Below are 14,050 nucleotides of genomic sequence, written 5' to 3'. Positions count from 1 at the left end.
CCGATTTATTATATACTAGATGAAGTATCAAGTACGACCCGCCGTTTTAAGTGAAACGGGTCTGGGTTCCGGACTTTCCTTCGGGGACGTTACGGATTCGACAGGGGTGGTCTGGGCTTGAGCCGCGCGTCGGAGGGATCGTCTCCGTCAGAAACGACAGTTAATAATAACTGGCAAAACAAACAACAACCTAGCATTCGCAGCGTAAGCTGTTGAATCTACCTTCCGTTTCCATCGCTCATGTGGAGGCGTAAGGTTCACTTATTAGTGAGCTACGATGACATCTGCATTCTGAGGGTGTCATAAGAGATTCCCGGAATAGCGCACAGGACGCCCTGATTGATGGCAGAATGCTTGCGCGAAACCTAAGTAGTCAATCTACACGCGTAGACGCTGAAGTAGCAGAGCCTTTGGACGTGGGTTCGACTCCCACCGTCTCCATTATGAGATTAAGGTGTAATAAGATGTAAGGGATATTGTACAAGAGAACCTCTTGTGTGATATCCCTTATTTTTAAAAATAAAGTAAAACGATGTTTAAATCATCATGCTCATTACATACTTACACATATACATAATCTGAAAGGATGTGGTATGTGTGGATGAGAAGGAGGAAAATGAAATGGCCATTTTAAAAGACAATCAGGCAGATAGTAAAAAAATACTGACAGAATCTATAAAAGAAGTAAACCAAATGAGAAAGGGAAAGCTACCCAAACATTCATATAAGGATATGATGAACCGAGTGAGGAAGAGCTTAGAAGAAAAATAATGAAGTATAAAGTGCTTGGTGTTAAAGCGTTCGAAAAAGAGCTTTTAAAAATCGCTAGAAAATATCCAGTAGTGGTTGATTTAGTGGATTCCCTTTTTGCAGATTTTGAAGAAGGTAAATTATATGGGGACCGAATTCCCAGAACCAAAGGAAATGTCGTATATAAAACCAGATTGAGTAATCCAAATGCAGACAAAGGCAAGAGTGGCGGATTCCGTGTAATATGGTATTTAGTCACAGCCGCCTTAGAAATATATCCGTTAACCATTTACTCTAAAAACGAACAAGAAGATATATCTGTAAAGGAAATCATACGAATAATAGATCGAATTTTAGAAAATGAATTGTAGTGAAGCAGCTATACGAAGACGTTGAATACATCTGGAAATATATCCAGTGATGAATCGGTTTTCTATACTTTTTCGATGAAGGGATATTGTACAAGAGTGAGCTCTTGCACAATATCCCTTATTTTAATAAAGGGGATGTAAGCTGTGATAGAAAAAACGGATCGACTTTCACTGTTAAAAAAGAATGTCGATCAACGACGACCAATTTCAAAAGGGCTTATTCGTAGCCTGAAAGAAGACTTTTTAATTAAAAATACATATCATTCCAATGCGATTGAAGGAAATAGATTATCGATTTATGAAACAAAAGCAGTGCTAGATGATGGCATAGTTATTGCCGGAAAATCCATGAGAGAGCACCTAGAAGCTATTAATCATAAAGAAGCAATTTTAGTTGCCGAAGAAATGGTGCAGCAAGATCAGCCCCTCTCAGAAATAGTGATTAAAGAATTGCATGGCATCGTCTTGCATTCAATAGACAGAACAAATGCAGGGAAGTATAGAGAGCAGAATGTAATCATATCAGGTGCCTCTCATACGCCACCTGATGCTGTAGTAGTTCCACAGATCCATGATGAACTAATTCTACAAGGGCATATCAGCGATGAATATGTCGCCTTCGATGCCACACATTTTGAGGCAAGAGACGAGTCCAAGCCGCCAAAAAGAAAAAGAAGCAGGTACCGAAAAAGCGCGGACGGAAGCCGAAGGCCGAACGTGAACAATGGTTAAAGGAAAAGCAGGCTGAAGAAGACGCACGTCCGATTAATGAGAAAGAGATTGCAATAGGAAGAATTAAAGGTTTTGCCTTTTTGAATTTGCATCCGTCAAAGGATTAATATTAATATTGTATTTTATTTTAATGTCCATCTTCTTGTAAAGTTCAATCCATTTTTTTTCATCCATTGGTTTTGAGAATGGTTTTAATGTATGAATGCCTAGCTGTAATGGATCCACATTCAATTCTTGCATCTTTTTTACTAGTTCTTGTGTTTGTTTTTCAAGATTGGATTGGATATCTTTTTTAAAATCTTCTAAATCCTGTGGGTCAAATAATTGCTTTTCTCCCCGGTATTCTTCAATTCTTGAGTCTATATTCACTGTATAGGTCATTGTAGACAAGCTTTTATTGATATCCACTTTCGTTTTAGACCTAACATGACCTAGAACAACTTGTAATTCTGGGATCGGTAAAACTGCTAAGTAGTGATCGTTGTGTAACAGTTGGAAGATACGATCATCATAAGTTGTTATTATTTCAACTAGTTTATCATTTTGAAACAGGGCTGTACCTTCATAGCTGATAGCGTCATTTTCTATTTTGAATACAGGTAAGAAAGGATCTGAATAAGGAGTATATAACAATTTTTTAAATTCATGTAGATTAACGACACTTAATTCTCCCTGATTTTTTTCCTCATAGTGCTTCAGCATTCGGTAAAAAGAGTAATCAAGATTTTCTTGTTTGTCCAATTGATTTTCCAAGTATTCTTCAAAATTTCCTTTTACGATAACTAAATAGATTCTCAAAGAAATATCCGGATCAGTCAATAACACATTAATAATGGACATAATACCTTCGTTTCTTCCGAGGTCTTCATTAATTATCAGCATTCGCATTTGCCCAAATTTCATTTCCTGGTAGAAGCTTAAATTAAAACTCCTTAGTACCTCCTTTATTAAGCTTACTTCTTGCGTTATTACACTCTTTTTTTCTTTGCTTAGAGAAGGCAAAATCGTACTGATTTTTATTTTACCTTCATCCCCTTTACTAAGTGATAAAAATGTGACTGGAGTAAGCTCTTCAATAATGTTATTTTCAGTAAAAGGGGCACATCCAGTTAACCATAACGCCATAAATATGATTGACAATTTTTTAGCCATCTTCTTTCGTAGTCTCATGTTTATTAAACCCCTTTATCTTCATCACTACGATCATAGTAATTGGAACCACTAAGTAACTTAAGCTTCCTGCTAAAATTTGAAGATTAAGTAAAATAACCTGCTTTTCATCTGACTTCCAAATCCATTCATTTACAAGAATCATTCCAATTAAAATAATGAATACACTGAATAAAAAGCCTACTCGACTGGGTGGTCTCTCCATTTTCCCACTAGCTATTTTAGATGCTCCATAAAACAACAGTAGAAAAATTGAAACCGCAAATACGATGTTAAATAATTCTAAAGAAAGCATGACCATATCAATACGTTCAATTACTGGATTTTGAAAATAACGAGCCATAGTGACAATTGGAAATTGACTTTTACTTAAATAATTGGAACCGAAATAGAATAAGGACGCCATATATAAAAATACATACTCTATAACGGTTAGAGCATTGCCATAAGACAAATAGCGAAATGTCTTATTATTTGTTTTAAACCACGGTCCTAAAAATACCAGAAATTCAGGCCCTGAAAATGAAGATAAAATTAAAAATATTCCTTTCCAGGAATCCACACTTAATTCCATTGGAATAATCGGATACAAATCACTGAGTTGAGCTATTGGAGGAAAGAAGAAAAAAGCAAAGAATAAGAACATCCAAAATGTACACAAAAATGAAATCACGACGAAACGTATAGTTTTTTCAACGCCCTTCCATGCTACATACAAACAAGACAACAGAATAAAAAAGATAAGCCAATTTGAATCTGTAGCTGGAAACATAAATATTTGAACCATTTCCGAGAATCCTAACAAAATCACGAAAAGTTTAAGCAGGATAAAGAACAACCCGATGAATGAGAGGAGACGTACAAGTTTTTTTCCGAATAATTGGACAAATCCGTTGTATCCTTCGCTAGAAAACCGGGTTAAAAACCATTTGGATAAAAGAAGAATGTTTAGTTGAGACAATATGCCGACCGCTATAATCACCCAAATCATATATGAATGGATCAAAAACCTTGGCATAATCAAAAAAAAGTAAAGCATTTGGAGGCGATTTACCATCAACATGACATAGAACCCATTATAGGTTTCATTCTTATTAAATAATTGAAGGGCTTCCATCAGTTCATCTCCTAGTTTGATATCTCTTCATCTTCAGCGGTTTAAGATGTTCTGGACGCTCCTTCATTTTGACTAAAGGCCCTCGAATGAATAGGTCAAGCCAATCTTTTCCGTAGAAAGGGGCAACAGGAGATAAATATGGCTGCTTGAGTGAAGACAAGCCATTAAGGTGGGCTAAAATGATAATCATTGCCAAAACAATCCCTACTATCCCAAGAAACGAAGAAAATATAAGAAGAATGAATTGAATCAATGAATTCGCCTTTGTCACAAGGTAATTAGGAACAAGAAAAGATCCAATAGTTGAAATCCCTACCAAGACAATTAACACCTGACTTGCCATACCAGCCTCAACTGCTGCTTGACCGATTACAATGCCCCCAATAACCCCAAGCGTTTGACCAGTCTTTGTTGGCATCCTTAAACTTGCTTCTTTTATAATTTCAATAAAAATCAACATGATAAATGCTTCCCAAAAAGGAGTGAACGGAAGCTTGCTCCTTGACTCCACCAAGACGAAAAGTGTTTGTAAAGGAATCATTTGATAGTGATGAGTTGTTAATGCCACGTAGAATGGGATCAATGTGATAGACAGAATAAAACTTACATATCGGATGATGCGCAAAAAACTGGCAACTACCCATCGATTAATATAATCCTCTGGTGATTGGAACAAATGAAAAAAAGTAATTGGGGCAACGAGAGCAAAAGGTGTATTGTCTACCAGAATCGTAATTTTTCCTGATCCCAGAGAATAAGCAACAACATCAGGTCGGTCAGTTTGCTGAAACTGAGGAAAAATACTATCTTGATGTTCCTCCATGAATTCCGCTACTTGAGAAGAATCAGATAAGAGATCATAATTAATTTCCGAAATCTTCTTTTTGGCGGTTGAAACAAATTCTGGATTGGTCAGCCCTTCTATGTACAATAAGACCACATTTGTCTCACTTAAAGAACCAACGGTGAACTTCTCTGTTTTCAGATCATGTGTTGGAAGACGCCTACGAATGAGCGTAATATTTTGTTCTAGCTGTTCACTGAAGCTGTCTTTTGCTCCTAAAAGGATGGTTTCAGTATCGGATGGTTCAATTGCTCGTCCAAGTGGATTTTCTAAAGGGATAGCGAACCAAAGATTTGACGAAGAGTCAAATAACAAAACAGATCCTTTAAACAGCTGCTTTTTTGCCTCATTAAAAGTGGAAATGGGGTTTATTGTTGAGTGAACATTGCATTCCTGAATGGATTGTTTGGAACAGTTAGATAAAGGTTTTAGAATGCTTTCATTTAATCTTTCTTGGTCAATCAGAGTTCTTACGTAGATAAGATCAACATGTTGATTTTCAGAAATGTTGATTTCCACAAATTCCGCATCATCCATTTGAACGAGGGCTTTTTTTAGAGTCTCTATTGATATTTCTGATTCTGCATTTGATTGAGAATCAGGCTTATTTTCATCTGATTGTTTTTTCCAAAACATGTACATTCCTCACTTCTATATGTTAAAAAGCATTTTGGAAGAACGGTAAAATTCGATATTAATTCCATTGTTGGCTTTTTAAGCTTGAAATATACGAAACTAAATTAATATGATGCAGAGGCACAAGTAGACATTAAAGAAGCGATAATGCGAGCGGACTCGATTGAATTGGGGCTGTTATTGTCTAATATTTTCGGTTATGAATCTGTGGAAGATGTTTGGAATTATATTCAGTAAGGGTTTAAATGAGAGTTCTCTTATGAAAAACAAGTAACTGATCTATAGTTGTGTACGAAACTGTAATTCTCCATAGCGGGTTGGAAAATACCTCCACTGATGGCAATGGAGCTCGTTTGTTGTTGAGGACGGTATTTGTGTTTTATTAGATAGAGCTCAACATAATTAAAGGTACCTGTATAACACAGATACCTTTTTGATATTAAACCTCTATCCCCGCAATCCCAAATCCTCCAGGACCAGAATGTGACGAAATCATCGCACCCGCTTCCATCCAAAGACTATTTTCAAATCCTCGTTCTCGTGCAATTTCATTGATCCGTTCTTTAATAGTCTCACTAAGCCCGATAGAGTATATAAAATAAATTTGTTGTCTATCAATGTCATATTGCTGTAAATAGTCTAGTAGCAAACTTTCAGCCACTTTGCTCATGTTCCCACGATATTTTTTAGTCGAAACAAGCTTCCCTTCCACTAATTCAATACACGGTTTGATTTTTAACAAAGCCCCGCCTAGATACGCCATATTACTGACTCGTCCGCCAGCCCGTAAAAAGTCTAAGCTACCCGGAAGGAAGGCAAGTCTCGCTTTGGGAACCTTTGCTTCGATCTTTTCTAGCAAGTGGACAGGATCCATTTCAGGTTCTTCCTCCAGCAGAGCAACCGCATACATAATCACCGCAGTTAATCCGCCTGTGACGTTTAATGCATCGATTAAATAAATATCCTCTACATCTTCCGCTGCGGTTAACGCATTTTGATAGGAAACAGATGCCTTCGATGTATAGCCTATATGAACGATTGTATGATCAGGAAATTCTGTTCGAATCTTTTTGAAGAACTCTTGGTATTCATGGGTATTCGTGGCGGCGGTGGACGGAATTTTTTTAGTACGATCGTAAAAATCAAAGATGTCTTGTACGGGTAGATGACCGTCTAAATAGTCCTGGCCGTCCATGATGACGTGCATGGGTACTACTTGTACATTATGTCTCTTCGCTAAAAACTCCGGCAAATCGGCACCGCTTTCTGTTGTTAAGATGATTTTATTCATTGTATGTCGCCTCCTGTTTGTATTTTATTAGGTGTGTGATTATTGAGTTTAGTTTAACTATACATGATAGATGGGGTATGTATGTTGGATTTATGAAATGTATGAAAAAGTAATTCTTAGTATACTGATTATTTTGTCAAGTATTGTCGTTATACTATTATAATGGTAGGATGTGGATAGAACGTAAATATAAAGTATGTGGGTGATGTATTGATTATATATGAATCGACGAAAGAACAATTTGTTGGTGATGTCGTAAATGAACTGTTGATTGATCGGTTATATAGCTCCTATCAAAAGAAAATAGGAAGAACGAGTAAAGCGGAGATTCGTTCGTGGGAAAATTCTTTGCAGAAAATGTCCAATGTGATGCAGGATGACGATATACCGCGCGATGCAGCAGTCGCTATTGAATTCAATATTCCTAATACGTCCAAGCGGGTGGACTTTCTTATTGCGGGTAATGACGGGACGCAAGATCATGTAGTCATTGTAGAATTAAAGCAGTGGGAAGAAGTAGAAAAAGTACCATCCCGTGATGCGTTGGTTCGCACATATGTCGGTGGAGGTGTTAGAGAAGTCGTCCATCCCTCCTATCAGGCATGGTCGTATGCGGCCCTCATTGAAGATTTCAATGAAAACGTTCAGCAACAAGAAATTCGTTTGGAACCGTGTGCTTACTTACATAACTATCGTAAAACAGATAATGATCCGTTAACAGATGATCACTATACGGATCATCTAGAAAAGGCACCTGTTTTTGTTAAAGGTGAAATTTCCAAGTTGCGGACATTCATTAAAAAGTACATACGCGAAGGTGACCGCAATCATTTAATTTATCAGATTGAAAATGGTAGAATCCGACCGTCAAAATCTCTTCAGGATGCATTGAACAATATGTTAAAAGGAAATGAAGAGTTCATCATGATCGATGAGCAGAAAGTGTTTTATGAAGAGGCATTCCACTTAGCGCTCAATAGTATCCGGACAGGAACTAAACAAGTGATGATAGTGGAAGGGGGACCCGGTACAGGTAAATCTGTGCTCGCTATTAATTTAATGGTGAAGTTGATAGCTGAAGAACTGGTGGCGATGTATGTAACGAAGAATGCTGCGCCGCGGCATATTTATTCTACAAAGCTGAAAAAGGATTTTAAAAAGTCGCATATTGATAATCTCTTCAAAGGATCTGGCAGCTTTACAGAAGTAGAGCCAAATGAATTTGATATTTTAATCGTCGATGAAGCTCATCGATTAAATGAGAAGTCAGGCTTATTTCGTAATCTAGGAGAGAATCAGGTTAAAGAGCTGATTAAGGGCTCTCAATTTACAATTTTCTTTATTGATGAACATCAGAAAGTTACCATACACGACATTGGCAGTATAGAAACCATTGAAAAATATGCAAAAGAACTGGGCGCTGAGATCATCTCACGTGAGCTAGTATCACAATTCCGTTGTGGCGGATCAGACGGTTATATTGCATGGTTGGATGATGTATTGCAAATTAGACATACAGCAAACATCAATGATATGGGGATGGACTACGATTTCAGGATGTTTGATGATCCGAATGAAATGCTTAATGAAATTGAAAAGCTAAATAAGAGAAACAACAAATCACGTCTGATGGCGGGGTACTGCTGGGAGTGGCCGAAATCCAATCGGCGTGACGTAGATCATTTTGACATTACGATTCCGGAGCATGATTTCGGTATTAGTTGGAACATAGAAAATACGTGGGCTATAGAGAATTCCTCTGTTCGTGAAGCAGGGTGTATCCATACAGCTCAAGGACTGGAGTTTGACTATGTCGGTGTGATTATAGGGGACGATCTCCGCATGGAGGACGGGAAACTGGTCACGGATTTTACTAAGCGCGCAAAGTCGGATCAATCACTGAGAGGTATTAAGAAGCTAGCTAGAGAAGATCCTGAAAAAGCTTACGAGGTGGCGGATTCGATTATCCGGAATACGTATCGGACCCTTATGACACGGGGGCAAAAGGGATGTTTTATTTATTGTACGGATCCAGAGTTGCAGTCTTATTTGAAAGAACGATTGAAGAGAGTGACAGCGAATCGTAGGGATCAGGAGCAGCTGTTGTATTTGGTGGATGAGCGGGAAGGTTATTGATTTTCAAATCATAAATATAGTAATAATTTTTGAAACTATTAATGAGATTTGTCGTCTATAGGCTGTTTAAAGGATAGTGTAAAACTACTTTAGATATTTAGATTTCAGAAAGGACAATTGAAAGACAGAAATTGTATAGTAAAACCATTTATTTAACGTCAACTAGAAGTATAATAGAATGAACAATTTATTTTCTTGATATTATTTTTATCATAATTTATAGGCTTAATAAAACAGTTAGAGTTTGAAGGCTTCGACAACATTTATGCTGCCTATGCAGTTGAGAAAATCGAAGTTGATTTGAAAGGGTAAGCTGTTGATCAAGCTGGTTTGTGAGAAATGAGAGGTTAAAAGTCTGTGTAAGAAGCGAAAGTGATAGTTTAAATAATCGCGAAAAATTCAGGCGCAGCTACTTTAATTATCGATGAAATTTATTACAATCAAATATTTCTATCTCATCACAATTAACAACATAAAAATGGAGGTTTATTATGAACAAGGACTCAATGCCATGGTTATTAAGCGCATGGTTCATTTCGTTGCTAACAGTATTATTAGCCATAATTAATCCAATGCTAATAATTTTGCCTGGACTAATAATTATACCGATCTTAATAATCTTACATACAAAGAGACTGAATAAAATTAAGGGAAAAGCAGAATTACTATCAGAACTAAAAAACAATGGCTATGATGAATCGATTGAAATAGCTGACCTTATTGTAAAGCAGAAAGAAGAACTGGAAGTTAAACAACAAGAGTATTTAAAGTTAACCGAATCTCTAAACGCATATAAAACTGAATATGCTAATTTGAAAACTAAGTATGTTGAACTTGAAGATGAAGTGCTTTTGCAGTCTTTTGGATTTTTCGAACCTAAATATGACTTAGAAGATTCTGCTGCATATAAAATACGTTTGAGCGAAATAAGAAATAAGCAGAAGGAAATGGTAATTAAGAAAGATGCTGCCTCGTTTAATTCTAATTGGACAGTAAATGGCAGTAAGGCTGAAGGAAGGAAAATGAATAATAACTTACTTAAACTTGCAATTCGTTCATTTAATAATGAATGTGATGTAGCTATATCTAAAGTTAAAGTATCAAATATTAAGTCTATGGAAGATCGGATTAATCGGACATTTGAAATAATTAATAAACTAAACGCTAGCAATCAGATTCAATTGAAAGTAAATTATTTAAATTTGAAACATGAAGAGTTATATCTGGCACTTGAATACAATCAAAAATTAGAAAAAGAAAAAGAAGAGCAACGAGAAATCCGTGAGCAGATAAAAGAAGAAGAAAAAGCTAGACGTGAAATTGCGAAATTAAAAGAAGCAATTGAAAAAGAAGAAAAACATTTCATTCAAGCTTTAGAAAAGTTAGAGAGTCAAAAAGAAAACGCAACGCAAGAACAACTATCAGAAATAGAATTAAAAATCGCTGAATTAAATCAAAAATTAGAAGAAGTTAATAAGCAAAAAGAGGATGTTTTAAACCGAGAAAGAAATACTAGAGCTGGTTATGTATATGTAATATCAAATATAGGATCATTCGGAGAAGATGTTTATAAAATAGGAATGACAAGAAGATTGGAACCGTTGGATCGAGTTAAAGAATTAGGAAGTGCTTCTGTTCCATTCTTATTCGATGTCCATGCAATGATTTTTAGTGAAGATGCACCAACATTAGAAAACACTTTACATCGAACATTTAATGATAAACGGTTAAACCTTATTAATGAAAGAAAAGAATTTTTCAAGGTGTCTCTAGAAGAAATACAAGACGTTGTAGAAAGAAATCATGATAAAACAATTGAATTTAAAACAACTGCTTTAGCTGAAGACTATAGACAAACTATTGCACACAGAAAACAGCTAGAAGAAACTAAAAAAGAGTTAGTTATTGCTTGATATATTCTTGGCTTTTATAAATCCAAAGGCGGAAGAAAGATTTGTAGTGAGGCTGCTGTGTGAAAAACACAAACAGAGTACTAGGTCCACACGCAAATTGGAAACAATTTTGAATTGAACTAGAGTTGTGTGAGGACCTGGTTTATTTAATTAATATATTTTTTATTTATCAAGAAGAAATAAAAGACTTGTCAGAAAATATAGATGTAGTAGCTATAGGAGCTTTTCTAGCTGTTATAGGAGTTCCACTGGGTTATATGATGAACCAAATTCATCATTCTCTAACATGGGTATTATTAAGAATAGTTGTGTGAGGACCTGGTACCTTTACAATTTTATAATTCTTATACTGCAATCATGGCAACACAAATTAAGATGTGATAGTAAGGAGTAGATGAATGTGCAGATTCTCGATTATATCCAGGAGCCGTGGAAGGTAGTGATATTGCTTGCTATCTCCTTATTACCTTTTTTTCGCATTGCCCACAATTCATTTTTTATGAGGCCGATTGAAAAATTGCGTTTAACGGAAAGTGAGAGATTAACAGTGCAGATTGCACAATGGCTTACCTTGTCTGCATTGATTGGTACAGCAATATTCACGCTAGTGTTAGACGGTGTGAGCGTGGGAGCAGGGGGAGATTCTGAAATTTCATGGAAACTGATAGCGGGACTATCATATTCTCTTGCGGTGTTTTTTGTGACTCTACTTTTACTCTTCGTATACGGTTTCTTTTCCATATTCAGTGTAAAGACATCCTTTCATATAGTGGATGAAGAACCGCTAGAGGTTGTGAAAAAGGTTAATAAGCATACATATCTACTACAAGCGAAGGATGGAGGGTACTTGTTTTATTCTAGAGAACGGTTAAATCATGTAAAGTTCCATGAAGAACTGTGTCATCCACCGAAGTATAAGTCGTTGCTTAGTCAATTGTACAGTTGGAGAAAAACAGGGTTTCTGATTACGGTTGTCATCAATTTAGCAATAACTGCTTCACTCTTTTTCAATTATTTTGTTGTAAGCTGGTGGCTGATTTTAATTCTCATGTTTGTACTTTTAGTGTACGGTACAATTGTGAAGAACTATGAAACTATTCAGAGACTGAGTAGTGATAAATCAGAAATGAATTGAAAATAAGCTAACAAATCCGAACAGAGTATAAAAGTAACTTGAAAAGAGGGTACCTAAACTAAGGTACCTGTGTGAGAAACGAACGTGAATGTTTAAACAATCATGAAAGTTTGACGCACAGGTACCTTTAAATAAAATTAATAAGTATACATATTGGGGTGCTAGCTATGGATAGTAATTTTTCAGTTGAAATTTCAATGACGGACAATGGGCTTGATTTTATAAAATGTTCTCTAAAGGAAATGGAAGAAGCCGACGAATTAAGTATTAAATACGCTGTTCTTCATTTGAGCGCAGGTTTAGAGTTAATTCTAAAGTCACGCTTACAAAAAGAACATTGGTCATTTTTATTTGAAGACATAAACAAAGCTAATTATCAAAATTATGTAAGTGGAGAATTTAAAAGTGTATCCTTTGAAAATCTTTTAAGTAGGCTTGTGAACATTTGTCAAATTGAAATTAGTGATAGGACAAAAAAAAGATTACAAAATCTCAAAATGCATAGGAATAAAATGGAGCATTATAATCTTAATATACATATAATGGCCCTTGAAGCCACAACGTTTGAGGTTCTCTCTTTTTTAATACCCTTCATTCATAGAGAGGAACTAGTTAGTAGAGATAGTGAATTATTGAATTACATAAACAATAAACTGCTACAAATGGATAGCTATATTACTCAAAGATATAAAGAAATCACTTCAATGTTAAAAGAAGTATCTGATAATATAAAATTACTTGACTGTCCGTACTGTATGCAAAAAGAAACACTAAGGCTCGATGAAGCATATTGCTATTTTTGTAATACACATTTCAGAAATTTAGCTAGAGAACTTATACCGAAATTTACTAATGAGCAAGATGTATTTACTTATAAAGAGTTTAATAAAATTAAATGCTGTCCATATTGCTTTAAAAATTCTATGATAGTTGCCTTGGAAGAATGTGTTTGTTTAAGTTGCCTAAGAGTTATAGAACCTAGTGATTATGTAGAATGTGGAGATTGTTTAATTACACACGTAGTTGGAGATGAAGAAGGTGAGTATTATGGTGAAGAATATCTTTGCTATCATTGCTTGTTTAAATATGATTGAGTGATTAGATAGGTAAAAGCAAGATACCTCTGCGAAAATGAAACTTAATATTAGTGCAAGGTACCTTTAAATAAAGTCAGATTGACAAATTAAAAATTGGGTATCGCGTACGGGAAATATGGCGTGAATGGACAATACAGGAAGAAAACTCATGAAGTTTATTCTGTTCAATTCAAGCTAGATGTACTAAGCATTATGAAAAGGATAGGTGCTTCGCAGATGAAAACCGCACTTCATTTCAACCAGACGAATCCATCGATGATTTCTTCATGGAAAAAGAAGTTTGTTAAAGGCGGTGAAGTAGCCCTGGACCAACCGAAAGGACGGCCTCCTATGTCACATAAATCGAAAAACATCACACGTACACAGCCTGCCCTGCAAGAAGAAATGACACGTGAACAGAAATTAGAAAGAGCTCTTGCGTCTAGAGGTAGCGTACATAAAAAAGGTAAAAGCTTTTCAGATGGATCCGGACGGGTATCTCGAAAAGCACAAACAGCGCTATCATTCGAACTCAAAGAAGAATTCAGACTGAAGGACGTACTCGAATTCATAAGCATTCCAGAGTCTTCTTATTAAAACTAGGTACCTGTGCAAGAAACAAATGTGAATGTTTAAATAATCATGAAAGTTTCCAAATACGGTACCAGGTCCCCAAACAATTCCCAAACAATTCGGATGGCTGAAAACGGAAACCGAAGAGAAAAAACGGCTACATGCAGCCAACTATAAACGCTAAAATAAATATGTACACTGTCGCCGGGATAAATATGTACAAATCTACCGATCTCTCGCATACTAAAGCGGAGGTGATAGATATGTACATAACCATTCCATTCGATACGGATTTTGAGATTACAA

The 14,050-nt window shown here is 35.9% G+C and carries 13 protein-coding genes and 1 other RNA gene; 10 read left to right on the top strand and 4 right to left on the bottom strand.

Going from position 1 to position 14,050, the window contains the following annotated elements:
• The first annotated feature begins 82 nt into the window (after positions 1-82).
• The 4 genes from ssrA (at position 83) to CSV64_RS17110 (ending at position 1,853) form a co-directional block, all read left to right on the top strand.
• Positions 83-444: a transfer-messenger RNA gene (gene ssrA / locus CSV64_RS13835) on the top strand.
• A 177-nt stretch (positions 445-621) separates the two neighbouring features.
• Positions 622-771 carry a hypothetical protein gene (locus CSV64_RS16685; RefSeq protein WP_155979509.1) on the top strand — a complete coding sequence of 50 codons (150 nt, stop codon included), beginning with the start codon at positions 622-624 and terminating at the stop codon, positions 769-771.
• A complete protein-coding gene (locus CSV64_RS13830; RefSeq protein WP_099625630.1) occupies positions 771-1,121 on the top strand; it encodes a type II toxin-antitoxin system RelE/ParE family toxin in 351 nt (116 codons plus the stop codon). Before CSV64_RS16685 ends, CSV64_RS13830 begins: the two co-directional genes overlap by 1 nt.
• 144 nt (positions 1,122-1,265) lie before the next feature.
• Positions 1,266-1,853, top strand: coding sequence for a Fic family protein (locus tag CSV64_RS17110; RefSeq protein WP_099635171.1), 588 nt, complete (start codon positions 1,266-1,268; stop codon positions 1,851-1,853).
• 63 nt (positions 1,854-1,916) lie between these two features.
• On the opposite strand, the gene CSV64_RS13820 is transcribed toward CSV64_RS17110, so the two are convergent.
• The 4 genes from CSV64_RS13820 to CSV64_RS13805 all read right to left on the bottom strand — a co-directional run bounded on the left by CSV64_RS13820 (position 1,917) and on the right by CSV64_RS13805 (position 6,911).
• The gene (locus CSV64_RS13820; RefSeq protein ID WP_099635170.1) at positions 1,917-3,023 is read right to left on the bottom strand and encodes a Ger(x)C family spore germination protein; all 1,107 of its coding nucleotides are present in this window, start codon (positions 3,021-3,023) and stop codon (positions 1,917-1,919) included.
• Entirely contained in the window at positions 2,998-4,140 is a 1,143-nt protein-coding gene (locus tag CSV64_RS13815) for a GerAB/ArcD/ProY family transporter (protein WP_233190476.1), read from the bottom strand. Before CSV64_RS13815 ends, CSV64_RS13820 begins: the two co-directional genes overlap by 26 nt.
• A gap of 4 nt (positions 4,141-4,144) precedes the next feature.
• Positions 4,145-5,620 (bottom strand): spore germination protein, encoded by a 1,476-nt coding sequence (locus tag CSV64_RS13810; protein WP_099635168.1) that lies wholly within the window; start codon positions 5,618-5,620, stop codon positions 4,145-4,147.
• Between the two features lie 439 nt (positions 5,621-6,059).
• Positions 6,060-6,911, bottom strand: coding sequence for a DegV family protein (locus tag CSV64_RS13805; protein WP_099635167.1), 852 nt, complete (start codon positions 6,909-6,911; stop codon positions 6,060-6,062).
• Positions 6,912-7,121: 210 nt separating this feature from the next.
• Here CSV64_RS13805 and CSV64_RS13800 point away from each other — a divergent pair, with 210 nt between their 5' ends.
• The 6 genes from CSV64_RS13800 (at position 7,122) to CSV64_RS13780 (ending at position 13,768) form a co-directional block, all read left to right on the top strand.
• A complete protein-coding gene (locus CSV64_RS13800) occupies positions 7,122-9,047 on the top strand; it encodes a DUF2075 domain-containing protein (RefSeq protein WP_099635202.1) in 1,926 nt (641 codons plus the stop codon).
• 491 nt (positions 9,048-9,538) lie between these two features.
• Positions 9,539-10,960 carry an SNIPE associated domain-containing protein gene (locus CSV64_RS13795; RefSeq protein WP_233190475.1) on the top strand — a complete coding sequence of 474 codons (1,422 nt, stop codon included), beginning with the start codon at positions 9,539-9,541 and terminating at the stop codon, positions 10,958-10,960.
• A 125-nt stretch (positions 10,961-11,085) separates the two neighbouring features.
• Entirely contained in the window at positions 11,086-11,274 is a 189-nt protein-coding gene (locus tag CSV64_RS17135; RefSeq protein ID WP_483315628.1) for a BA5345 family protein, read from the top strand.
• An 86-nt stretch (positions 11,275-11,360) separates the two neighbouring features.
• A complete protein-coding gene (locus tag CSV64_RS13790; RefSeq protein WP_099635166.1) occupies positions 11,361-12,095 on the top strand; it encodes a hypothetical protein in 735 nt (244 codons plus the stop codon).
• 167 nt (positions 12,096-12,262) lie between these two features.
• Complete coding sequence (locus CSV64_RS13785) at positions 12,263-13,189, top strand: hypothetical protein (protein ID WP_099635165.1); 927 nt, start codon at positions 12,263-12,265, stop codon at positions 13,187-13,189.
• Between the two features lie 123 nt (positions 13,190-13,312).
• Positions 13,313-13,768, top strand: coding sequence for a helix-turn-helix domain-containing protein (locus CSV64_RS13780; protein WP_369823540.1), 456 nt, complete (start codon positions 13,313-13,315; stop codon positions 13,766-13,768).
• The last annotated feature ends 282 nt before the right edge of the window (positions 13,769-14,050 follow it).

The sequence above is a fragment of the Sporosarcina sp. P32b genome, from assembly GCF_002743335.1.
In the GTDB taxonomy this organism is placed as follows: Bacteria; Bacillota; Bacilli; order Bacillales_A; family Planococcaceae; genus Sporosarcina.
The sequence above is the reverse complement of the archived record's forward strand: the minus strand, read 5'-3'. Positions and strand labels throughout refer to the sequence as shown.

Excerpts from the sequence above, each read along its gene's own strand:
- CSV64_RS16685 (WP_155979509.1), top strand. The coding sequence starts at position 622 with ATGGCCATTTTAAAAGACAATCAGGCAGATAGTAAAAAAATACTGACA.
- CSV64_RS13830 (WP_099625630.1), top strand. The coding sequence starts at position 771 with ATGAAGTATAAAGTGCTTGGTGTTAAAGCGTTCGAAAAAGAGCTTTTA.
- CSV64_RS13820 (WP_099635170.1), bottom strand. The coding sequence starts at position 3,023 with ATGAGACTACGAAAGAAGATGGCTAAAAAATTGTCAATCATATTTATG.
- CSV64_RS13815 (WP_233190476.1), bottom strand. The coding sequence starts at position 4,140 with ATGGAAGCCCTTCAATTATTTAATAAGAATGAAACCTATAATGGGTTC.
- CSV64_RS13810 (WP_099635168.1), bottom strand. The coding sequence starts at position 5,620 with ATGTTTTGGAAAAAACAATCAGATGAAAATAAGCCTGATTCTCAATCA.
- CSV64_RS13805 (WP_099635167.1), bottom strand. The coding sequence starts at position 6,911 with ATGAATAAAATCATCTTAACAACAGAAAGCGGTGCCGATTTGCCGGAG.
- CSV64_RS13795 (WP_233190475.1), top strand. The coding sequence starts at position 9,539 with ATGAACAAGGACTCAATGCCATGGTTATTAAGCGCATGGTTCATTTCG.
- CSV64_RS13785 (WP_099635165.1), top strand. The coding sequence starts at position 12,263 with ATGGATAGTAATTTTTCAGTTGAAATTTCAATGACGGACAATGGGCTT.